Below are 23,808 nucleotides of genomic sequence, written 5' to 3' on the forward strand. Positions count from 1 at the left end.
GTGAATGCTATGAGATTGACTTTTCTAATATCATCTCATTCAACCAAACCGTGGGAGGTGATGGATGGTTCGTAAAGTCTGCCAATAAGCCTTTTGATACAGACAACTGCTGCACAGTTTAAATGTCAGATATCTGCCTGAACGAACCAGCTTTCCCGCGATCTTAAGCAACTTCAAACGGATGTTGTCGATACGATTTTTGTTCATCGTTCTAGGTAGACACAGTCGACGAAACCAGTTGTTGAAGTTATAGGCGAGCACCATGAGTTGCAGCTTTGTGGCGTTGCTGTAAAACGATGGACTGCTCATCTGATCGAAAGCAAAGCCGTTCTTGGCTTCTTTGATAAAGTTTTCCATCGTGCCACGGTTCGCATAAAGCTTGACGATGTTTTTGGGTGAGAGCCCCATGTTGGTCACGATGAAGGTGTAGGTGAAGAAAAGCTCACCTTCCGGTTTCTCCATCTTGACCACCACACGACGCGGCTTATCCCAAGCACGTGCCTGGTAGTCAAATGATGTGTAAAACACCTTGGCTTCTGTCGTGTTCAGATCAAACCGTTTCCAGAGTTCATCTTCAAATGGCTGTGCTTTTTGTTTCAACACGTTGTTTGCTTTTAAACGGATCACATAGTGGACATCATGTGTTTCCGCCAATTGATAGAGAGCCGGGATGGCAAAACCGCTGTCCCCGCGTATGCATAGCGTTGCCCATGGACTTTGCTTCCGATATCGCTTGATTTCAGGGCCGACAAAGCGGACGACTTGCCGGGATGTGTACACATGACCAGCGCGCAGTTCTGCTTTGAGACAATCTCCAGTCAGTCCATCAAACATCATCAGGGGATGGTAACCCTGGGCTTGATAATGCGTGTTAAAGGCGGATCCATGCTGTTCACCATAGGTGGCCAAGTTGGTCGAGTCCAGATCCATCATGATGTTTTCCTTGGGTTGGATGATATCGACTCGTTTTTGCATCAGTGAATTGACCGATTGCAACTGCTTCATCGTTTCCTTATCCAATTTCTGATTTAGCCGGGAAATGGTCGGTTGAGAAGCCAGGACTTCTTTACCCAAAATGGTGGTCAACACAGGTTCATGACGTAATTCATCGGCATGATCATCCGCATGATACCCGGCAATGTGCTGATAGATCTTTTGGATGATGACGTCATCGTTAAAATGGATGTGATGACTGTTTGGATCATTCACATTGAGGTGATCCGTGATCGCTTGACTGAGCCCGATTTTTTCATCAAATTCTTTATACAGTAACCAACCGGCATCTGAGGTCAGGTTTCCACCTTCAAAATTGACTTTCACACTTTTGTTGAAATGCATGGTCTGCTCGTTTACACTATGCATAAGGGAGCCTCCTTGGTTTGTATTGGTTTTGGTCACTTTTACAATACCAAAGGTTGGGCTCCATTTCTATTTTTCACCCATTGGGTGAAAAGGTGGAATGCTTTTAATTGTAAATAACGGTGGTAAAATCCCCAATAGTAACAGTTGAAAATTCCCCACCAAAAACGGACAATCTCTCCGGGAGGAGAGAAACGTCCATGATCAAGAATGGGGAGTTTTTTATGATCAAAGACATGAAGCAAAAGGGGATGAACATTACCCAAATCGCTAATGAACTGGGGCGCGATCGCAAAACAATTCGGCGCTGGCTGGAGGAAGATGCCCCACGGAGCTATCACCGAATAAAGAAACAGCCAAGTAAGTTGGATCCGTACAAAGACTACATTCGTCAGCGGATGGAGGAGGGATGCCTGAACGGTGCCGTAATTCTCGATGAAATCCGCGCCAATGGTTACACAGGTGGCGCGACCTTGCTACGAGACTTCATGCGCCCGCTTCGCCCGGTCATCGGGGAAAAGGCCACCGTTCGCTTTGAAACACCGCCCGGCGAACAAGCCCAAGTGGATTGGGGGCGTGTCAGCGTCGACTGGAACGGCCGAAAAAAACGGTTGTACATCTTTACCATGGTCCTGTGCTACTCGCGGATGCTATACGTCGAATTTACGGAAGACGAGAAACTGGAAACCCTCATGGGTTGCCATCTACGCGCGATGCAGTATTTTAACGGGATCACACGAACGGTTCTGTACGACAACATGAAAACGGTGGTGACCGGTCAGGATGAGAACGGGGGAGTCATTTGGAACGAGCGGTTTGCGGCCTTTGCCGCACATCACGGCTTCATCCTCAAACGCTGTCAACCTTACCGCGCCCGAACAAAAGGGAAAGTGGAAAACGGCGTGAAATACGTCAAACACAACTTCTGGCCGCGTGTGCGGGAATTCGAGGGCCTTCACGACCTGAACCTACAGGCACGGCGCTGGATGGATACCGTGGCAAACGTGCGGGTGCACGGCACGACCCATGAAGTCCCGCTGGAACGTTGGCGCAAAGAGGGACTGAAACGTTTTAACTTCGTGCCGTTTGAAACCGTCGAACGCCATCGCCGCAAAGTGAGCGCCGACAGTTTAGTCTCGTACCAGGCGAATCGTTATTCCGTTCCGTTTGAATGGGTCGGGCAAACCGTGTCTCTTCAAGATGACAAAAACGGCTGGATCCGGATTTACGCAGGTGGGACACTCATCGCGGAGCACATGAAAGCGAGCGGCCGCCATCAAGTCGTCTTCCATCTTGAACATATAAAAGGGCTCCGGCAACATCCCACAAGGCGGCCTGCCGAATACCAACCGCGCCTTGTGTCGTCACCGGTGCCGGAAGTGAGCGAACGATCCCTTGAAGATTACGATCAGTTCGCGGAAGAGGCGGCGATCCTGTCATGAATGAGGATCGCCTGCAAGCGGCGTTCAAACAACTGGGTTGGGTGAGAATTCCGGAAATCCTCCACCAACACGCTGAAGAAGCCGCCAAGCACAATATAGCGTATACCGAGTTCCTTGACAATCTCATACAGGAAGAATTAATGGCGAAACAGGATCGACTCATCCAAACAAGGAAACGCCTTGCCCGCCTCCCGTTTCATAAAACCCTTGAGGACTTTGAGTTTTCCTTTCAGCCCTCGATTGACGAAAAAAGGGTGCGGGAACTCGCTACCTTACGGTTTATGGGCCATCAAGAGAACCTCGTGTTTCTCGGCCCGCCGGGTGTTGGAAAGACCCACCTAGCGGTAGCGATCGGTCTTGAAGCAATTAAAGCGCGTCATACCGTCTACTTCACCACGGCTCATGACATGATCCAGGTGTTGGAAGAGGCGCACCATCGCAACCAAATCCACAAGAAGTTACAGGTATATACCAAGCCGGATCTATTGATCATCGACGAAATGGGTTACCGTCGGATGGATGAAACAGCGGCCCACTTCTTTTTTCAAATCATATCCGAACGCTAGAGAGGGAGCATTCCTGTAATGAAGAAAATTGAGGTTTAACAAAAAAGAGCCTCCTTGGTATAGTACGGGATGTCGATGACATCGACTCCTAAATTCAAAACCCAAGGAGGATTCGAAGTGAATTATAACCGGAATAAGAAATTGAAGCAAATCACACCGGAGACATTAGTTGTAGGGATTGACATTGCGAAAGAAAAGCACGTCGCCCGAGCAGTCGATGACCGAGGGTATGAGTTTGGTAAGCGATTGGTTTTTGAAAACAACATAACGGGCTTTGAGCGATTATTAGCTTGGGTGTCCGAGAAGCAACAGGCATATGAAAAAACACATGTGATCCTCGGTTGTGAACCGACCGGACACTATTGGTTCAATCTCGCCTATTTCGCCAAGGCGAAAGAAATCCCGTTTGTCGTCGTCAATCCGATGCATGTGAAAAAAGCGAAGGAGCTCGATGACAATTCGCCATCTAAAACAGATACAAAAGACGCCCACGTCATCGCCCAATTGATCACAGACGGCCGATACGCCGTACCGAACCTGCAAGAGGGTGTATATGCCGAACTGCGGGAAGGCCTTAAAATTCGCGATCAGCTGTCGAAAGATTTGCAGATCATCACCGGTCGGATTGACAACTGGCTCGATCGTTATTTTCCGGAATTCCGGAGAGTGTTTAAAGATTGGGATGGCAAAGCCGCTTGGTACACCCTGAGCCATTTCCCATTGCCGGCAGAGATCACTGCCATATCGGCAGAAGACCTGGTGAGGGAGTGGAAACAGGTCGCCCAGCGAGGCATCGGAATCAAACGGGCCCATACACTGCGGCAAGCAGCTGAGCGTTCCATCGGATTAACCGTCGGAACGCGGATGGCCAAACGTGCCCTGCAAAGTTTGCTCAAACAATACGAGCATCTTCAAGAAAGCATCGCAAGCATCGATGAAGAGATGGAGCAGCTGGTCAAAGTGATTCCAGGAACTGAAGAGATGATCGCCATGAAGGGCGTTAACGTTTTGACCGTGGCCACCTTTTTCGGCGAGGTTGGAGACATCGCCCACTATGAACATCCACGCCAGATCCAACGCCTTGCCGGGCTGAGCTTAACCGTACACCAATCGGGGAAATGCAAAGGTCAGACCCACATCACCAAGCGTGGACGCAGGCGACTGCGCAAAGCCTTATATCTCGTGGTTCGTCCGCTCGTTGTGCATAATGCGGCCTTTAAAGCCTTGCACGAATACTATACAACGCGGCAAGAACACCCGCTTAAGAAACAAGAATCGCTCATTGCCCTGAGTTGTAAACTCATCCGCGTGTTTTTTGCAATGGCCAAGAAACGATACCGGTTTGACGGCGAGAAAATGCTGCGAGACATGCCTCAGTTTTCCATACAGGAAGCAGCTTAAAAGAAAAAGTTAGGGAGTAGGCAACCTTTCGTTTGACACTCAAGGACGGTGGGAACACAATCGAAGCGCAGAGCCGAACCATATTTTCACCATCAGGGCCCAGACCCCGTAAAGGAGCAAAGTCGGCCTCCACCTCATGGATATGCCGGACGAAGGAATGTGAGGAGAAAATCCCGTGAGCCATGGGAGGGTAAGCGACCATGAGCTGAGTGGAGAAGAGATGCGCGATCATAAATAATTTTGAAAATTCCATTACAGGAGTTTTAGGGCATTACTCTTCACTCTATCGGAATATTCCGAAAAGAGGACTTTCTGGTAAAAGCCATGAAAAAGCTTCGAAATAAGTTCCTATGAAAATTTGAGAATGAACGAGCATGTTAAAGAAAATTATTTATTTCAAGAGGGAGGATGAACATGGCATTATTTAAAAGTAAAATGATGATAGCATCAGGGATTCTTACACTCTTATTGGCTGGTTGCCAAAGCGGAGGAGAAACAGAGGATCAAACACAACAGGACTCCAAAGTGGAAGAAAACACTGAGCAAAAGGCCCAAGAAGAAGAGCATAATATGCATGAGATGCATAGTAGTTCCGGAGAGGTCCCGGAAGGACTTCAGGAAGCTGAAGATCCTAAATTCCCTGTCGGGAGTACAGCAATGATGCACGCTGATCATATGCCCGGCATGAACGGTGTGGAGGCAACAATTAGTGGAGCCTTTGATACGACTGCCTATGCAGTCACCTATACTCCGACTACCGGCGGTGAACCAGTGGAAAACCATAAATGGGTCATCCATGAGGAGCTAGTTGATCCGGGAGAAGCCCCCCTTGAACCGGGAACAGAAGTAACAATGAATGCTGACCATATGGAAGGCATGGACGGAGCTACCGCAACGATTGACTCCGCCGAACAGACAACTGTTTATATGGTCGACTTCACGCCAAAAGACAGCGATCAGGAAGTGAAGAACCATAAATGGGTAACTGAAAATGAACTTTCAGCTGAATGACAATTTAAACAAATGACTCAATAGACAGTGATTAATCTGGAGACCAAATGAATATTTTGGAAAAACAAGAAAAAGTAACCTTTCACATCTATGATTGGAAGGTTACTTTTTCTTGTATCGTCTACTTTCCTATTTAACAAGAGATTCATCTATGTAAACACGGTTAGCTCAGGACGACAAAAAGGTCTGATCAAGGGCAAATTCCCCACCATATAAACATCTTTTCCTTAGGGTCCCCATAAAAGTTTCAAAACAACTATGTTTTTTCAATTTAAATGCATAAATTCTTCATATTTTTTTGTTAATCTACAAGAGAATCATCTAGAGAAGAGGGAAATAATTGATGGGAATAAAAACTAAGATCACCGCATTTATGATTAGTTTACTAGTCATTAGCGGGTGCAGTAGTAATAGCTCACAGTCTGTCGAAGAAGTAGATCATTCTAATATGAATGAAGAAATGGATCATTCTACTATGAATCAAGACGAGATGGAAAATGAACATATGAGTCATGATGAGGTGGTAAGTTTAAACGACTCTACCGGGGAAAATGAATTGAAAATCCCTTCCGTGCTAGAACATGATGATGAAAAAGGGTCCGTGTACACTGTTCGGGCACAAAAAGGAAAAACGGAAATATTCGATGGAACTGAAACGGTAACATATGGATACAACGGGTCGTTTTTAGGACCGATGATTCGTTTAGAGAAAGGTGATACTGTTAAAATTAAAACGGTCAATGAACTAGATGAGGAGACAACTTTTCATTGGCACGGGCTGGAAGTAGCGGGGAGCGCAGATGGTGGACCACATGAATCCCTAAAACCCGGAGAAGAAAAGGTGATCGAGTTTAAAGTGGAACAAGAAGCGTCAACGCTATGGTTCCATCCCCATCCAGAAGGAAAAACCGCTGAACAGGTATATAATGGACTCGCGGGATTGATTTATATCGAAGATGATAATTCAAAGAGTCTTGGATTGCCAAATGAGTATGGGAAAAATGATATTCCCTTGATTTTTCAAGATAGAACATTTGATGATAAGAAACAATTGAATTTCAGCGCTGCAATGAATGATGACGGAACAATCGGCGATACATTATTGATCAATGGAACGTTGAATCCGAAGTTGGCTGTAAACAAAGAGAAAGTACGTCTCCGTTTATTAAATGGATCTAATGCAAGAAATTACACATTTAAATTGAATACTGGAGATTCCTTTGTTCAAATCGCAACGGATGGGGGGTTCTTAAATAAACCGGTAACACTAAAAGAAATTACACTGACCCCATCTGAACGAGCAGAGATAGTTATAGACTTTTCACAGCTTGATACAGAAAATGAGTTGGCGTTAATAAATGAGGATGGATCTATTCTTTTACCATTTGAGGTTTCTGATCAGAATGGAAAGGTTAGCGAGATTCCAGGTGAAATGAATAATTTTTCAATTACTGAAGAAGAGAAGAGCTTGCCAGTTACAAAAAAGTTGGAACTCTTTGGGATGATGGACCAGGTTACGATAAATGGAAAGAAATTTGACCCAGAAAGAATTGATTTCACACAACAGCAAGGGGAAACTGAAGTATGGGAAATATACAATAAACCGGACGAGATGGGCGGAATGATACATCCGTTCCACATTCACGGCGCTCAATTTAAAATACTTTCCAGAAATGGAGAAGAACCACCGGAAAATGAACGGGGCTGGAAAGACAGTATTTCTATTCACCCAGATGAGACAGTTAAAATAGCTATACAATTTAAGCATAAGGGTGTGTATATGTTCCATTGTCATATTCTTGAACACGAAGACAATGGCATGATGGGACAGGTAAAAGTGGAATAATATTGAATCTAATCATGTGGTGAAGTCAATAAAAATTACGATTGAAGCAAATGGAAAAATGACGTAAATCATTATTAAAACAGCCAGTATCGTAACCTACACTGGCTGTTTTTAAAATTTAGCTTAGAGAACAACTCCGAAGCATTGAGTATCCGATTTTTTACGTTGCGGATTCCGAAGAAGGAGGGCTGTAATACATTTGGTAAAGCTTGTTCACATTCACATGTAGTTTTAATTTAGAATACATTTAGATATTAGGTAATGCTTCCTCAATCAATTTGCCTTGCTAAGCAAAACCGGATCAGGATCTGTATGGGATATTTTTGGTGTTCTTACTTGAATTAATTTATATAAAGCCTAATTTTTAAAAGGTTTTATCTGTATTTCTTTGCTAGTGGTGTTAATTAGATTTCAGAGTTTCCCCAATAGTAACCACTAAATATATCTGCAAAGGCTTCAATGGAATTATATAACTCCGTGAGATCATTATCCACTCCACCAAATTCTAGAAGCAAAGCTCGTTCAGTTAGATCCTGGTTATATACTCCATTACCTTCGCTTTTCCCTTTAATGAAAACTCCTCTGCTTATACCAGGATATTTTTTCTCGAGTTCGGAGTTCAATTTTTTGGCAAATTCAAGATTCTTTTCAAAATTTTTGTGTTCCTTTCCCACAACGAAAAATAATCTAGCATATTTCTTTTGATTAATAGTAATAGTTGTTATGTTTTTAGGCTGGGAATCCCTGTGTATATCAATTAGGAACTTAAGGTTATTATTACTAGTCATTGCCTCTTGGACAGTCTCTCTTGAGAGAATATATGATTGATTGTAGTTCCAATTTCGGGATTTTAATGCCTTCGTTACATTCTGTTTTGAATGCACTACACCGATTCCCTTATCCTCTAAGTCTTGCTTTAATTTATCTCCTACTGTAATTACATTTGCTTTTTCATTCATACTTGAGCTTGAATTAGCACTCTTTTGATCCTGTAACAAGGGCTTAAAGGCTTCCCAACTATGGGAATGATAAATATACACAGCCATATTTTTATTATTAGTTTTTGGGGTTGGTTTATCGTATTCTTCTTCGTAATCATCGATTTCTTCTATAAACTCAATCGGGGGTGGGGATTCTATAGGCAGATTTGTAATATTTGTTCCTTGTCCCGCTACTGCAATTTCCGTATGATAAAGTGATAAGCCCGGAATTTCATTGCCTAAGTATGTTCTTACATCCTTTGGTTTAATATTTAATAAAAGGTCCAATGAAAGTTCGGTAATGGAAGGTAAATTATCTATAGCAGGTAGGGCATGGACTTCCGATCTAATCATTTGAACTAAAATGCTTTGTATATTAACTTCTTTTAGTAATGATTTTACGGAGGTGGATGAAAAGATAGAATTGAATGAGAAAGAGACAGCAACAAAAAATGTAAGTATAGTTATCAGAGTCATGCGGACGAATAGTTTAAACAAAGACATGGTTGGGTTGCTAGATCTAAACAATAGAAAACCCCCTGATTACTCATAGTTACATAAAAGATATGAATGAATCAGGGGAGATAGACTAATTTTATTGAATTGGTAGATAGAATCCATCTAACTGAAATCTATACACTTTTTAAATTAACTTTATTGAAGTCGTTATTCTAATTAACCCTAAATTGCCCCATCATGCCATTGTCTTCGTGTTCAGTGGTACATGAACAATCCATCTTTTTTAAAGTGGCAATCGTTTTTATTTTTTACCCGGCGCTACCAGAATGGTCTCTATCCAACCCCGTTCATTTTCCGATGGCTTCTTCCCGTTTACAATTTTGTTTGTAAGAATATAAAGAGATACAAAAAGCCCCCTAGCGTTAGAGGGCCAATTGTTGGTTTTTATATTGGTTTATTGTAGTTTTCCTTCCTTGGCAATCTTTGTCCAGTTTTCACCTTTATCTTTAGTGATAAATATATCATTGGCATAAGTGATGATTGCTATTTGTTCGGGGTTTTCATGGTTTGCTGTAACAAACAAAATAGGATTATTTGCTGAAACATCTGGAATAGATATCTCGGTCGCAGTTCCATCGTTCAAGGTTTGGCTAAACAGGTGAACGCCTTTGTCATCTAAGGTGGAGTAAATTATGCTATCATCAAGCATTAATACAGCAGGTACCATGAAAGGATCTGTGATAAGTTCAAAATTGTTTCCGTAATCTTTTGAAAGGTAGAGTCCATCCTTAGTAGAAACTGCAATTATTTCATCCTTTTTGGGATGAGCGGAAATGTTGCCGATAGAGTCGGATTCTATCCCAGAAAATTTGCTGGATTCCCATGTTTTTCCTTCATCCAATGTGTAATACATTCCGGTTTTAAGCTCCGAATTTGGTTCTTGATTAATGACATAGATGGCGTTGGAGTCGAATCCGGCAGTTAAGTAATGAAAATCGGATTCACCATAAAAAGCAAGTTTATCTAGCGTCTTGCCGTTATCGGTACTTTTGATCAGCCCAAGGGGATTTTTTAAATTTGAACCTTCTATTGGATGACCACTTGAGTAAAAGCCCTCTTTCGTCATGCTGAAGCCCATATAATCATGGTTGTTTGCAGATGTCGCATACCAGTTTTTGCCCTCATGTTTCATAAGTCCGGTATGAGTAGCGATATACAAATTGCTATCTTTAATCCCAAGACCATGGATATGGTCTACGGTTTTATTTGTCTTTTCGTAAGTGAATTCTTTTTTTTGTTGTGAGCAGCCGGCAATAAGAATCAATGATGTCATTGCAAGCACGATTAGTTTTGTTAATTTCATAGTATTTCCTCCTAGATTTTACAACATGTTATTCGTTTTCCCATTTATACCCTACACCCCAAACGGTTATAAGGTGGTCGTCAATAGGAAAACCTGCATTTCTTAATTTGTCCCGGATGTTACGGATATGGGAATCGATCGTTCTGTCCTCCGTTCCCGCTTCAAGACCCCAAATGATGGTGAGAAGCTGCTCCCTTGTGAATACACGGTTCGGATATTTTAATAATAAGCCAATAAGAGAAAACTCTTTTGGAGTTACTTGAATGGGTTTATCGGTATAGCTTAAAGAGTAAGAATCCGGATTCCAACTAAGGCCATTGAAGTTAAGCGTTGTATCTTCATTCATTTTTGTTCGTCTAAAAACGGCTTCTATCCGGGCAAGAAGCTCACCCGAATCAAAGGGCTTTGTAATATAATCGTCTGCCCCTGTACTTAACCCTTTAACTACATCGGTTTTATCTGTCCTGGCTGTCAGCATAATGATTGGGACATCAGAGAATTCCCTGATCTTCCTACATGTTTCCCAACCGTCCAAGTCAGGCATCATCACATCAAGAATGACCAATTCGCATGACTTTTTCGATAGGTATTCTAAAGCCTCGGCACCTGAAGAGACAGGAACACAGTCAAACCCGGCTGGAGATAAATAAAGTGAAATCAGGTTCCGCATCCGTTCTTCGTCATCTACAATTAAAATTTTTCGCATGGTCTACTCACCTCGGGCTATTATCGTAATAGTAGTACCTTTATTCACCTCACTGGAAACTTCAATCTCCCAGTGATGGGCTTTGATTAACTCTTTCACAATAGCTAACCCCAGTCCGGTACCACCTAAGTCCCTTGAGCGGGATTTATCAACTCGATAAAACCGTTCAAAAATAAATGGAAGATCTTTACTTGGAATGCCTTTTCCACTATCACGGATAAAAATCCTTAAGTCTGAGTTTTCTTGTTCAACTTCTACGGTAGTAACAGTTCCTCGTGGGGAATATTTTCGGGCATTATCTAACAAGTTCAATAAGATTTGCTCAAAGCGGATCGGATCTGCTGAAATTTTATAGTTCTTAGGACAAATAAAAACTAATTTAATACCGGCTTCCTGGAAAGAAGGCATTATTGTTTTTGAAATCTTTTTCAAAGAGTCACATATTGGAAACCATTCTTTGTGAATAGTAAAGGTATTGTTATCCAACTGGGCAAGATTCATTAATTCAGTTACTAACGTGGTTAACTTTGTTGCTTCTTCGATGATGATGTTTAAGTAATTGACTCGGTCTGAGACGCTAAGATGATCTCTTTTAGCAACATCCGCATATCCCTGGATATAGGTTAAGGGTGTTCTTAGTTCATGGGATATACTAGCTAAAAACTCATTCCGTTCGGTTTTGAGATGATTTAGTTCGTTTGCAAGCCGTTGAATGGAGTCTGAAAGTTCCCCTAACTCGTCATTGCTTTTATTTTCTAACTGAATGGAAAAATTCCCTTTACTTAGCTTCTTTGTGGCTTCCTTCATTTTAATCAGAGGCCTTGCGACAATTCTTGAAAGAATTAGAATAATAATGGCTGTAACAATGGCAGTGGCGATTCCTGCAATAAGAAAGTGTCTATTTAGCTGTTTAATTAATTGTTTTACTTGACTTGTGTCTTTAAACATATAAACATAGCCGGTATCTAACCCTGTTTCAAAAGGTGTAACGGATGCAATATATGGCTTAGATTTCCAATCATTTTCAATTACTTGCCCGTTTCGGTGGATTTCCTTTTTATCTGTATTTATTAACCGACGGATTTCATTCGTTATGTCTGTCGAGGAAATGATAATCTCCCCTTGATAGTTTGTGATCACTACCTCCGTGTCCGATTTTACCTCCATTAAGGCGATATGTTGGATTGTCTCTGCATTGTAGTATGTTTCCAAAACATCACGGTGATTATTTCCTCTGGTGACCAATGCGGACAATTCCTCATCTATTCTTGTGTGAGCAATTTTTTGGTGCAACAGGAAAAATAAGCACACTTCCATCGTAAAAATTAAACAAAAAAAGAGCAGGCCAATTTTTATAGATATTTTCCTCAAACACGACACCACCTTTAGATATTTTACAAATGAGATATCGAGAATTTATGCAGAAAAAAAGAAGATTGTTGGTACTCAATTCTAATATGTAGAAATTAGCATAACATATTCTAAAAAAAACATTTGTATACTACACAGGGGTATGGTAACTTAAATGTAAAGAATGATAAATAAAGTGTTTCATGAAGATTTAATAATTGCACTATGTCAAACAGACTGATGAATTCTTTAATAAGCTTTGTAACTGTTATGCATTCTTAGAACCCCGGTTACGTATAATAAAATTAAAGCAAAGTAATGAAGGTGATATTTACATGCACATACCTGAGGAAATAAAGGTCACACACAGGTCAACAAATGAAAAAGAACAATTAATTAATCGTTTAAAACGGATCGAAGGCCAAGTTCGTGGTATTCAAGGCATGATCGAAAACGACCGATATTGTGTTGATATTCTTACTCAAATTTCTGCAATCACTGCTGCATTAAATAAAGTAGGAATTCATTTATTGGAAAAGCATACACAGCACTGTGTAACTGATGCGATAAAGGATGGGAATGGGGAAGAGGCCATTCAAGAACTGATGGAGGTATTTAAAAGGTTTTCTAAGTCATAGATTTAAAGCCAGTAAAACTGGCGCTATATTTTTTTGTTATTGACATACCTAACAGGGGTATGGTAAATTAATATTGAAAGTTGTTATTGGTAGTTAATTCCTAATGAAATGGAGGGGGAATGGATGAAGGGATTATGAATTATACCTTGCATCAGACATATACGTACAGAGGTCATATAAAGGGAATAAAAAATATGATAACGAGAGAAACTTTATGAAGCTTCAATATTCCATTTCACACCAAACAGATAAAGGTTACTATCTTTACTAAAGGGTTTAACCTTTTACCCTACCAAGGTAATTTAAATATAGAAATTTGAAAAATATTTTTAGGAGGAACTTATTTATGCAACATATAACACTAAATGTACAAGGAATGTCTTGTGGGCATTGCGTGAATTCCATTGAACAAAATGTAGGTCAAATAAACGGCGTTCAATCTGTTAAGGTAAATCTTGAGGAAGGAAAAGTTGATGTTACATTTAATTCAGATGAAGTAAGCCTGAAGGATATAAAAGATGTTATTGAAGATCAGGGATACGATGTAGCATAACCGAATAAGAAATCAAAAAAATAAATCGTGCAATTGTTTAGCACGATTTATTTTTTGAAATAAAAATACCCCACTACAGTATGTGAGTTTGGAGTGATAAACATGAGCCAAAAGGAAGTAACCCTGCAAATTTCCGGAATGACCTGCGCAGCATGTGCGACCAAAATCGAAAAAGGGTTGAAAAAAATCGAAGGGGTCGAAGAGGCAAATGTGAATTTAGCACTCGAAAGAACGAAAATAACATATGATCCCGGAAAAACAGATGTAAAGAAATTTAAAGAAAAAGTTGAGTCATTAGGATATAAAGTTGTGAATGACAAGGTAGAGTTCGATATATCCGGTATGACGTGTGCTGCTTGTGCGACGAAGATTGAAAAAAGAATTAGTAAGATGGATGGTGTAACTAAAGCGAACGTCAACTTTGCTTTAGAAACGATTGCGGTTGAATATGACGAAAAACAAGTTCAAACATCAGATATGATTACTGCTGTTAAAAAATTGGGATATGACTTGATTCCAAAGCAAGATGGTAAAGAAAAGATAGATCATAAAGAACAAGAAATAAAAAAGCAATATAGGAAGTTTATTTTCTCGGCCATCTTAACGTTCCCATTGTTATGGACGATGGTTGCGCATTTTGAATTCCTGTCCTTTATCTATATGCCCGAAATTCTGATGAATCCTTGGGTACAGCTCGCGCTTGCAACACCAGTTCAATTTATCGTCGGTGCATCATTTTATAAAGGAGCCTATAATTCACTTCGTAATAAAAGTGCAAACATGGATGTATTGGTTGCCCTTGGAACGAGTGCTGCCTATTTCTACAGCCTCTATCTAACATTTGAATGGATGAATGCAGGTAGTATAGGACATCCCGAACTGTATTTTGAGGCTGCTGCTGTAATTATCACGCTCATTGTACTTGGCAAGTTGTTTGAAGTACGTGCGAAAGGAAAGACGAGTCAGGCTATCCAAAAGCTACTTGGTTTGCAAGCTAAAACAGCCCGAGTTCTAAGAGAAGGTGTTGAAAAAGAAATTCCTGTTGAGGAAGTCGTTACAGGGGATACAATCTTAGTCAGACCAGGTGAAAAGATCCCAGTGGACGGTGAAATCATGGAAGGGCGCTCCGCAATCGATGAATCGATGATTACTGGTGAAAGTATCCCGGTTGATAAAGTCGTTGGCGATGCGGTGATTGGCGCTACGATCAATAAGAATGGATCTTTAACAATAAAAGCCACAAAAGTAGGGAAAGACTCTGCGTTGGCGCAAATTGTAAAAGTTGTTGAGGAAGCTCAAGGTTCGAAGGCGGATATCCAGCGTTTGGCTGATAAGATTTCTGGAGTTTTTGTACCGATAGTAGTTGCAATTGCAGTAGTAACATTCTTTATTTGGTATTTCTTCGTTTCACCAGGAGATTTCCGTTCAGCTCTCATTCCCACAATTTCCATTTTGGTGATTGCGTGCCCATGTGCACTCGGTTTAGCTACACCGACTTCGATTATGGCAGGTTCGGGCAGAGCTGCTGAAATGGGACTTCTTTTTAAGGGCGGAGAACATTTGGAGAATACACAGTCAATCGATACTGTTGTTTTAGATAAAACAGGAACTGTTACAAAAGGTGAACCTACATTGACTGATATTTTTGTGACTGACGGCTTTAAGGAAGAAGAAGTACTCCAATTGATTGGAACAGCTGAAAATCAATCCGAGCATCCATTAGCTCAGGCAATCGTTAATGGCGTAAAAGAAAAAGGGATTACCCTCCTTGAAACAACTGACTTTGAAGCGTTGCCGGGCTATGGAATTAGGGCTAAAGTAAACACCCAGGACGTGTTAGTAGGAACAAGAAAATTGATGAGAAAGCATAATATCTCGATCTTAGATTCTGAAGCATCGATGGAAAAACTAGAGGGCGACGGAAAAACGGCGATGCTGATAGCTGTGGATAACAAACTTGCGGGTATTGTCGCAGTAGCCGACACAGTGAAGGAGACGTCTAAAGAAGCGATTTCTAGAATGCTGGATTTGGGCCTAGAAGTTATCATGCTAACTGGTGATAACCAACGAACTGCAGAAGCGATTGCTCGACAAGTCAATGTATCTAAAGTGATTGCGGAAGTTATACCTGAACAGAAAAGCGAAGAAATTAAAAAGCTTCAGGAACAGGGCAAGAAAGTAGCGATGGTCGGAGATGGGATCAACGATGCACCTGCCCTTGCGATGGCGAATATCGGTATGGCAGTTGGGACTGGAACAGACATCGCTATAGAAGCAGCTGACATTACACTGATGCGGGGAGACTTAAATAGTGTTGCGGATGCGATGATTATGAGCCGGAAAACAATGCGGAATATTAAACAGAATCTGTTCTTTGCTTTTATTTACAATACGATCGGAATTCCGATTGCAGCAATTGGCTTATTAGCCCCATGGGTTGCAGGTGCTGCGATGGCGTTCAGTTCGGTATCCGTAGTTCTTAACGCACTAAGACTACAAAGGATTAAGTTAAAGGCTTAAATCTAGAGAGGATGCACATTTAGATATTTATAAAACCAAAAATGGATAAATATATTCCCCAAAAAGCTAATGATCAAGAGGAAGAAGGAAGGCCATGTAGGTTACTGCATGGCTGTTCATTTACTTTAGTCGGGAAGGTGGTTATTAATGAAAAAATATCAATTAGTGATCTATACCCGTCCTACTTGCTCAGACTGTCAAGCAGGAAAAGAGTTTCTTGCTAGGAATAACATATCTTATATTGACTATGATTTAACAAAACAACCGTCTAAGGAAGAAGAATTAATACAGATTTCAGGTACAAGGATTGTCCCGGCGTTTGTTTTTAAAAATAAATCAATCCTTAGGTTGAGTAAAAAACCAAAAGTAATTATTGGATTTGAATGGAATGTAGATGAAATAAAAAATTGTTAAATATTAACGGCTGACATTACCTGCATTCTATATAGTGAGTAGCAGTACATGGTCGTTTTCAAATGCTTTTTAGTACACTGGGGAATGGATGTGAGAATTAGAATGAACCAAAAAGACAAAATGGTAAAACTCGCTATTAGTGGAGGAATATCGTTCGGTGCCAAATTAAATGCCAAACAATTGACTGTGATTGCTGAATACATGAATGAAAGTGATGAGCTGGAGTTAACAACGTTCCAGCAACTTTACATTGAGGTACCCGAAAGTAAAGTAGAACAAGTTAAAGAAAAATTTCAAGAGGTGGGTTTATCCTGTTACCCCGTGGGGAATTTCGTAAAAAGTCTAAGAACCTGCAATTTTTGTAAAGGGGCCGAACAAGAAGGGATGCCGGTTGCCATTGAATTAAACAAACGAATTGCAGGAAAACCAGTTCCCTTTACACTTCGGCCAGCATATACCGGATGTCCGATTGGCTGTGGTGAACCTATGGTTAATGATATCGGTGTCATGAAGGTAAGAAACGGATATAATTTATATGTTGGGGGAAAGGCAAAAGGTATGGACGCCCAAACAGGTATCTTATTGATGGAGCAACTGCTACCTAAAAAACTCTATGAGGTTATCGAAAAAATTATTGATATCTATTCTGAACACGGCAAAAAGAGAGAACCATTCTTTAAGTTTATTAATCGATATGGTCTAGATAACATAAAAAATCAAGCAACCGGACAAAAGCTTTTGTAAAAGTATAATATTATACTCTCGGTTTCAAATCACAAGATTTGAGACCGGTTTTTTTAACCGACCCTTCCTTATATAGTGCCAATTTAATGCGATTAATTTCACACCTAGGGCATTCTCCGTTAGAAAACAATTAAAGGTAAAGGCTTAGTTTTATAATTATTTCTCTTAACTTCGACCCTTTCATTCATAAACTTTATTTATTGAACATTTTGCGTACATCTTCCGTACGAAATTTTATAATATCCCAGATACAATATTAATGTAGGCAACCCTTTCCATAGTTAAGTCCTTATAATTGTGTAAAATAATTGTGTAAAATGGATTCCTTAAAAATAAAGGAGCCAATTTCAAAATCCTCGGTTAGAATGGAGTTGTCGGAAATACCATTCTGGAGAGGAGAATTTTGAAATGGCTCAATACCAGATTACCGTAGATCAAGAACTTTTGCAGCAACTTTTTTTAGGACATTCAAAAGACGCTGGTGTAGCGAAATTACTGGAATCGGTATTAAACCAAATTCTCCAAGCGCAGGTGACCGAACAGCTGGCAGCTGAACGCTATGAACGCACGGATTCCCGTCAAGGCTATCGCAATGGATCCTATCCTCATCAATTAACCACTCGGGTGGGGACCATTACGTTACGTGTTCCACGGATTCGAAACGGTCAGTTCTCCACTGAACTGTTTGCCCGTTACCAACGGAGCGAGCAAGCTTTGGTGTTGGCTTTGATGGAAATGGTCGTGAATGGGGTTTCCACACGTAAAGTGACTCAGATTACCGAAGAGCTTTGCGGCACTCATTTTTCCAAGTCCACCGTTTCAGACCTGTGCAAAAGGCTTGATCCTATTGTGGAGGCTTGGAATTATCGTCCGCTTTCAGACCGCCGGTTCCCGTTTGTGCTGGTGGATGCCTTGTACCTCAAAGTCCGTGAGGATGGCCGGGTACGGTCCAGAGGAGTGATGATAGGAATCGGTGTCAACACAGACGGTTACCGGGAAGTCTTGGGGATCATGACCGGTGACACGGAATCGGAAGCCAGCTGGAGCGAATTTTTCAGTTGGTTAAAACAACGTGGTCTTGGTGGTGTCGATTTGATCACCTCTGATGACCATGGCGGTTTAGTCCGTGCCATTCGTCACCATTTCCAAGGGGTCACCTGGCAACGCTGTCAAACCCATTTGATGCGTAATATTCTGGATGCCACACCAAAAGCGCTGAGAGACGAAGTTCATCGCCATGTCCGTGGCATCCTGGATGCAGCGGATATCGAAACAGCCAGAATGCTTTTGAACGAAACGCTGAAAGTCTTTGAAGAGAAAGCGCCTAAAGCCATGCGTATTTTGGAAAACGGGTTTGATGATGCCACCGCCGTTTTGGCTTTCCCTGAGAAGTACCGTAAGCGACTGCGTACCACCAACAGCGTCGAGCGGTTGAACGAAGAAATCCGCAGACGGGAACGTGTGATTCGCATTTTTCCCAACCGCCAATCGGTGATTCGTCTGTTGGGGGCCTTACTCATGGAACAGGATGAGAAGTGGGCCAGTGGTCGGAAATACCTCGATATGGAAGATTACTTCACCTGGCGCAAAAGCCATTCAGCAAAAACACATAGTAAGGTGACACGCATCATGTAGGCAGCTTATCTAACCGAGGAGCTTTTTACACACAATTTTGGACTTGATCTTAGGATAATCAATAGTATTATATAAAAGTATCAATCACATACGAGTGATACGTTGGGAAAAAAATAAAATAGTCGAATTTACTTGACCGTGTACTATGGTACACGGTTTATAATATTCATGGGGTGAAATAAGATGATTTATCGCATTAGTGAGTTTGCAGATAAATGTCGAGTTAATAAAGAAACGATCAGATATTACGAGCGAAAAAATTTATTACAAGAACCTCACCGAACGGAAGCTGGTTATCGGATATATTCATATGATGACGTTAAGCGTGTTGGGTTTATTAAACGAATACAGGAACTTGGTTTTTCTTTAAGCGAGATTTATAAATTACTTGGTGTTGTAGATAAAGATGAAGTTCGTTGTCAAGATATGTTCGAATTTGTTTCTAAAAACAAAAGGAAGTGCAAACACAAATAGAGGATTTAAAACGAATTGAAACTATGTTAGACGACTTAAAACAACGATGTCCAGATGAAAAGCAATTACATTCGTGTCCAATAATAGAAACGTTAACATGAGAGATTAATTAAGAAAGGAGCTTTTTTATGAATAAATTTAAGGTAAACATTCAAGGAATGACTTGTACGGGTTGTGAAAAACACGTAGAATCAGCACTTGAAAAGATAGGTGCTAAAAATATTGAGTCTAGTTTTCGTCGTGGTGAAGCAGTATTTGAGCTGCCCGATAATATTGAGGTTGAAAGTGCAATAAAGGCGATTGGTGAAGCAAATTACCAAGCCGGAGAAATTGAAGAAGTATCTTCACTAGAAAACGTGGCGTTAATTAATGAAGACAATTATGACCTTCTTATTATTGGTTCTGGTGCTGCTGCCTTTTCTTCGGCAATTAAAGCTATAGAATACGGTGCAAAAGTTGGAATGATTGAGCGTGGAACGGTTGGGGGAACCTGTGTGAATATTGGCTGTGTTCCGTCAAAAACTCTTCTTAGGGCAGGGGAAATTAATTATTTATCAAAAGACAATCCGTTTATAGGTTTACAAACATCCGCTGGAGAAGTGGATTTAGCTAGTTTAATCACGCAAAAGGATAAATTGGTGAGCGAACTTCGGAATCAAAAATATATGGATTTAATTGATGAATATAATTTTGATTTAATTAAAGGTGAAGCAAAATTCGTTGATGCTAGTACGGTTGAGGTCAATGGGGCAAAGTTATCTGCAAAACGCTTTTTAATTGCAACAGGTGCATCGCCTTCGTTGCCCCAAATTTCAGGACTTGAAAAAATGGACTATTTAACTAGTACAACACTTCTTGAGTTAAAGAAAATACCAAAACGATTAACTGTAATTGGTTCAGGATACATTGGAATGGAGCTTGGACAACTATTTCATCATTTAGGTTCAGAAATAACGCTTATGCAAAGAAGTGAGCGACTTTTAAAGGAGTATGACCCTGAGATTTCAGAGTCAGTTGAAAAAGCGTTAATTGAACAGGGTATAAACCTTGTCAAAGGGGCAACTTTTGAGCGTGTTGAACAAAGTGGAGAGATAAAAAAGGTTTACGTAACAGTAAATGGCAGTAGAGAAGTCATTGAATCAGATCAGTTACTTGTTGCCACTGGAAGAAAACCAAATACGGATTCGTTAAATTTAAGTGCAGCAGGTGTTGAAACTGGAAAAAATAATGAAATCCTGATCAATGATTTTGGTCAAACAAGTAATGAAAAGATTTATGCAGCAGGAGATGTGACTTTAGGACCGCAATTTGTATATGTAGCTGCCTATGAAGGTGGAATTATTACTGATAATGCTATAGGTGGGTTAAACAAAAAAATAGATTTATCGGTAGTTCCTGCTGTTACGTTTACGAATCCAACGGTTGCAACGGTTGGTTTAACAGAAGAACAAGCAAAAGAGAAAGGGTATGATGTGAAGACATCTGTATTACCTTTAGATGCTGTTCCAAGAGCAATTGTAAACCGTGAAACAACCGGTGTATTTAAACTAGTAGCAGATGCAGAAACACTAAAAGTATTAGGGGTTCATATTGTATCTGAGAATGCAGGAGATGTCATCTATGCAGCATCATTAGCTGTTAAATTTGGCTTAACGATAGAAGATTTAACAGAAACCCTAGCACCATATTTAACAATGGCTGAAGGGCTAAAATTAGCTGCACTTACGTTCGATAAAGATGTTTCGAAATTATCTTGTTGTGCAGGCTAAGGGAACTTTTTTTACAACTCCCTATTCAAGTGAACCAGCTAATACTTTACTAAAGTGTGCAGTAGTTTAGCAAAGTCTACAAAAAATTTCATACACTATTTTGCGATTATATAAATGCTTTAAGGGATTTTCTAAGTGCATTTGTGGTCACAAAAATAATTTAACACTGATGATTTCGACATCAAATCTATAATTGATACCTTAACACCGCAGAGTAATAAAGGATGAACAATATGTCAGACTTATTATCCCTACCAGACATTAAAACAATAGAACCACCACAAGAAAATGAAACCGATATGATGTTTAAAGTTGAAGCAGTCGGACCACCTGAACGTTGTCCTGAATGTGGTTTTGACAAGTTGTACAAACACGGTTCAAGAAATCAACTAATTATGGATTTGCCCATTCGTTTAAAGCGAGTGGGTTTACAATTGAACCGTAGACGATACAAGTGTCGTGAATGCGGATCTACCTTCTGGGAACGCCTAATATCTGTAGATGAAAAGCGTAGTATGACCAAAAGGCTTTTAAAGTCCATTCAAGAGCAATCCATGTCTAAGACCTTTGTAGAAGTCGCAGAAAGCGTTGGTGTTGACGAGAAAACCATTAGGAACGTTTTTAAGGACTATGTGGCACTCAAAGAACGTGAATACCAGTTTGAAACTCCTAAGTGGCTTGGGATAGACGAGATACATATTATCCGTAGACCTCGGCTTGTATTGACTAATATTGAACGCAGGACTATTTATGACATCAAGCCTAACCGTAACAAGGAAACAGTCATCCAACGTCTTTCAGAAATCAGTGACAGGACTTACATTGAGTACGTCACAATGGACATGTGGAAGCCCTACAAAGACGCAGTGAACACTATCCTTCCACACGCTAAAGTTGTCGTAGATAAGTTTCATGTAGTTAGAATGGCTAATCAAGCCTTAGATAACGTCAGAAAGTCTTTGAAAGCCAATATGAGCCAAAAAGAAAGACGTACCCTTATGCGTGAAAGGTTTATCCTTCTAAAGCGTAAACACGATCTAAATGAACGTGAATCATTCCTCTTAGATACTTGGTTAGGTAATCTTCCTGCTTTAAAAGAAGCCTATGAACTCAAAGAAGAGTTTTACTGGATATGGGATACTCCTGATCCAGATGAAGGTCGTCTTCGTTATAGTCAATGGAGACACCGTTGTATGTCCAGTAACTCTAAAGACGCATATAAAGACCTCGTGAGAGCCGTAGACAACTGGCATGTCGAAATATTCAACTACTTTGATAAAAGGCTCACTAACGCTTATACAGAGTCAATTAACAGCATTATTAGGCAGGTAGAGCGAATGGGTAGAGGTTACTCGTTTGATGCCTTACGAGCCAAAATCCTTTTCAATGAGAAGCTCCATAAAAAGCGTAAGCCACGATTTAATTCAAGTGCTTTCAATAAAGCTATGTTATACGATACTTTCAATTGGTATGAAGTGAATGATCACGACATTACAGACAACTTTGGTGTCGATTTTTCCACACTTATTAAGAATTTGGAGAAGGGTGATTTATAAGCCCTTTTCCACCATAAAATCCGAATACCCAAAAAATTCTTGTCTGATATATCACACGAACTGCGCACCCCGATTACGTACATTAAGGGCTACGCCTCCCTATTGATGGATAAAAAGGTTAAACCTTTCAAGCAACAGCAATTATTTGAGATCATTTCGAGTGAGGCGGAACGGTTGGAACATTTAGTAGAAGATTTAGTGACTCTTAGCCGACTGGATGAAGGGCGCGTCCAACTTCAACTGGAGGAAGTGGACCTCAAATCCTTATTGGAAAAGGTGGCAAACCGGATTCAATCTTATGCTGAACGGGAAGGCTATCACCTTTCCCTTGAATTAGAACACGTGAGAATCAAGGGAGATCCCCGAAGATTGACTCAAGTGCTCATGAATTTAATGGAGAATGCTATTCGTTATTCAGGAAGAGAAAAACGAATTGAACTCCGCTTGTATCGTCATGGTTGGCAAGCAGTCATCGAAGTGGAGGACCACGGTCACGGTATTTCTGGAAAGGAGTTGCCTTATATATGGGAGCGGTTTTACCGTGTGGAAAAATCCCGTTCACGACAGTTTGGGGGCAGTGGTCTTGGATTACCTATTTCTCGTGAACTTGTGGAACTTCACGGGGGAGCATTGATGTACAAAGTCATGCAGGTAAGGGAACGGTATTTCGTATTTATTTACCCTTATTAGAAGGGGGTCATCAAAAATGACAAAGCGTGAGATTGTTTTAGCAGTTGCCCTCCTAAGTGTAGGTTTGGGATGTTTGTTTCTGTCCGTACAAGCCCCGATTCCGCTCGCGATGGATTGGATGATGGGCCTCATGCATATGATTCCGGTCTTATTCGTTTGTCTATTAGTGGTTGGAGCAGTGTTGTTGATCTGGCGTGCTTTAAACAGGCCTTTTGGAACGTGTGATCGATGTGACCAGTCATTAAAAAAGGACTGGCATTATTGCCCAAACTGCGGAAAAGAAGTCAATAGAACGATCATGCAGGAAGAAAAATAGGAAAAAATGCACAGGG

20 protein-coding genes and 1 pseudogene are annotated in these 23,808 nt (G+C 40.7%); 16 read left to right on the forward strand and 5 right to left on the reverse strand.

Features of this window, described 5'->3' with window-relative positions:
- Positions 1 to 39 precede the first annotated feature (39 nt).
- Positions 40 to 1,362 carry an IS1380 family transposase gene (locus B0W44_RS07765; protein ID WP_077719568.1) on the reverse strand — a complete coding sequence of 441 codons (1,323 nt, stop codon included), beginning with the start codon at positions 1,360 to 1,362 and terminating at the stop codon, positions 40 to 42.
- Positions 1,363 to 1,559: 197 nt separating this feature from the next.
- Here B0W44_RS07765 and istA point away from each other — a divergent pair, with 197 nt between their 5' ends.
- The 5 genes from istA (at position 1,560) to B0W44_RS07790 (ending at position 7,625) form a co-directional block, all read left to right on the forward strand.
- The gene (istA, locus tag B0W44_RS07770) at positions 1,560 to 2,801 is read left to right on the forward strand and encodes an IS21 family transposase (protein WP_077719569.1); all 1,242 of its coding nucleotides are present in this window, start codon (positions 1,560 to 1,562) and stop codon (positions 2,799 to 2,801) included.
- Positions 2,798 to 3,367 carry an ATP-binding protein gene (locus B0W44_RS07775; RefSeq protein ID WP_077719570.1) on the forward strand — a complete coding sequence of 190 codons (570 nt, stop codon included), beginning with the start codon at positions 2,798 to 2,800 and terminating at the stop codon, positions 3,365 to 3,367. The genes istA and B0W44_RS07775 overlap by 4 nt, the downstream gene beginning before the upstream one ends.
- Before the next feature lie 117 nt (positions 3,368 to 3,484).
- Positions 3,485 to 4,768: an IS110 family RNA-guided transposase gene (locus B0W44_RS07780; protein ID WP_077719571.1), complete on the forward strand. Its 1,284-nt coding sequence runs from the start codon at positions 3,485 to 3,487 to the stop codon at positions 4,766 to 4,768.
- Between the two features lie 408 nt (positions 4,769 to 5,176).
- Positions 5,177 to 5,779: a YdhK family protein gene (locus B0W44_RS07785; RefSeq protein WP_418304079.1), complete on the forward strand. Its 603-nt coding sequence runs from the start codon at positions 5,177 to 5,179 to the stop codon at positions 5,777 to 5,779.
- Between the two features lie 343 nt (positions 5,780 to 6,122).
- Positions 6,123 to 7,625 carry a multicopper oxidase family protein gene (locus tag B0W44_RS07790; protein ID WP_077719573.1) on the forward strand — a complete coding sequence of 501 codons (1,503 nt, stop codon included), beginning with the start codon at positions 6,123 to 6,125 and terminating at the stop codon, positions 7,623 to 7,625.
- A 404-nt stretch (positions 7,626 to 8,029) separates the two neighbouring features.
- Here B0W44_RS07790 and spoIIP read toward each other — a convergent pair whose 3' ends face one another.
- From spoIIP to B0W44_RS07810, 4 genes are all read right to left on the reverse strand, one after another.
- On the reverse strand, positions 8,030 to 9,082 hold the full coding sequence (spoIIP, locus tag B0W44_RS07795; protein ID WP_228441590.1) for a stage II sporulation protein P: 1,053 nt from the start codon (positions 9,080 to 9,082) through the stop codon (positions 8,030 to 8,032).
- 436 nt (positions 9,083 to 9,518) lie between these two features.
- Positions 9,519 to 10,427 carry a F510_1955 family glycosylhydrolase gene (locus tag B0W44_RS07800; RefSeq protein WP_077719575.1) on the reverse strand — a complete coding sequence of 303 codons (909 nt, stop codon included), beginning with the start codon at positions 10,425 to 10,427 and terminating at the stop codon, positions 9,519 to 9,521.
- A 28-nt stretch (positions 10,428 to 10,455) separates the two neighbouring features.
- Positions 10,456 to 11,133, reverse strand: coding sequence for a response regulator transcription factor (locus B0W44_RS07805; RefSeq protein ID WP_077719576.1), 678 nt, complete (start codon positions 11,131 to 11,133; stop codon positions 10,456 to 10,458).
- Positions 11,134 to 11,136: 3 nt separating this feature from the next.
- Positions 11,137 to 12,513, reverse strand: coding sequence for a sensor histidine kinase (locus B0W44_RS07810; protein WP_418304089.1), 1,377 nt, complete (start codon positions 12,511 to 12,513; stop codon positions 11,137 to 11,139).
- Positions 12,514 to 12,818: 305 nt separating this feature from the next.
- Here B0W44_RS07810 and B0W44_RS07815 point away from each other — a divergent pair, with 305 nt between their 5' ends.
- The 11 genes and pseudogenes from B0W44_RS07815 to B0W44_RS07865 all read left to right on the forward strand — a co-directional run bounded on the left by B0W44_RS07815 (position 12,819) and on the right by B0W44_RS07865 (position 23,792).
- Complete coding sequence (locus B0W44_RS07815) at positions 12,819 to 13,121, forward strand: metal-sensing transcriptional repressor (RefSeq protein ID WP_077719577.1); 303 nt, start codon at positions 12,819 to 12,821, stop codon at positions 13,119 to 13,121.
- Between the two features lie 346 nt (positions 13,122 to 13,467).
- Entirely contained in the window at positions 13,468 to 13,674 is a 207-nt protein-coding gene (gene copZ / locus B0W44_RS07820) for a copper chaperone CopZ (protein ID WP_077719578.1), read from the forward strand.
- A 102-nt stretch (positions 13,675 to 13,776) separates the two neighbouring features.
- A complete protein-coding gene (locus B0W44_RS07825; RefSeq protein WP_077719579.1) occupies positions 13,777 to 16,194 on the forward strand; it encodes a heavy metal translocating P-type ATPase in 2,418 nt (805 codons plus the stop codon).
- A gap of 147 nt (positions 16,195 to 16,341) precedes the next feature.
- Positions 16,342 to 16,608: a glutaredoxin family protein gene (locus B0W44_RS07830; protein WP_077719580.1), complete on the forward strand. Its 267-nt coding sequence runs from the start codon at positions 16,342 to 16,344 to the stop codon at positions 16,606 to 16,608.
- Between the two features lie 102 nt (positions 16,609 to 16,710).
- Positions 16,711 to 17,352: an NAD(P)/FAD-dependent oxidoreductase gene (locus B0W44_RS07835; RefSeq protein WP_077721293.1), complete on the forward strand. Its 642-nt coding sequence runs from the start codon at positions 16,711 to 16,713 to the stop codon at positions 17,350 to 17,352.
- 408 nt (positions 17,353 to 17,760) lie between these two features.
- A complete protein-coding gene (locus B0W44_RS07840) occupies positions 17,761 to 18,987 on the forward strand; it encodes an IS256 family transposase (RefSeq protein ID WP_077718568.1) in 1,227 nt (408 codons plus the stop codon).
- A 183-nt stretch (positions 18,988 to 19,170) separates the two neighbouring features.
- Positions 19,171 to 19,562, forward strand: a pseudogene (merR, locus tag B0W44_RS07845) (Hg(II)-responsive transcriptional regulator).
- Between the two features lie 27 nt (positions 19,563 to 19,589).
- Complete coding sequence (gene merA / locus B0W44_RS07850) at positions 19,590 to 21,230, forward strand: mercury(II) reductase (RefSeq protein WP_077719581.1); 1,641 nt, start codon at positions 19,590 to 19,592, stop codon at positions 21,228 to 21,230.
- 233 nt (positions 21,231 to 21,463) lie between these two features.
- Entirely contained in the window at positions 21,464 to 22,786 is a 1,323-nt protein-coding gene (locus B0W44_RS07855; protein WP_077719582.1) for an ISL3 family transposase, read from the forward strand.
- 39 nt (positions 22,787 to 22,825) lie between these two features.
- Complete coding sequence (locus tag B0W44_RS07860; RefSeq protein WP_077719583.1) at positions 22,826 to 23,476, forward strand: sensor histidine kinase; 651 nt, start codon at positions 22,826 to 22,828, stop codon at positions 23,474 to 23,476.
- Between the two features lie 16 nt (positions 23,477 to 23,492).
- Positions 23,493 to 23,792: a hypothetical protein gene (locus B0W44_RS07865; RefSeq protein WP_077719584.1), complete on the forward strand. Its 300-nt coding sequence runs from the start codon at positions 23,493 to 23,495 to the stop codon at positions 23,790 to 23,792.
- Positions 23,793 to 23,808 lie beyond the last annotated feature (16 nt).

Source organism: Novibacillus thermophilus, from assembly GCF_002005165.1.
In the GTDB taxonomy this organism is placed as follows: Bacteria; Bacillota; Bacilli; order Thermoactinomycetales; family Novibacillaceae; genus Novibacillus; species Novibacillus thermophilus.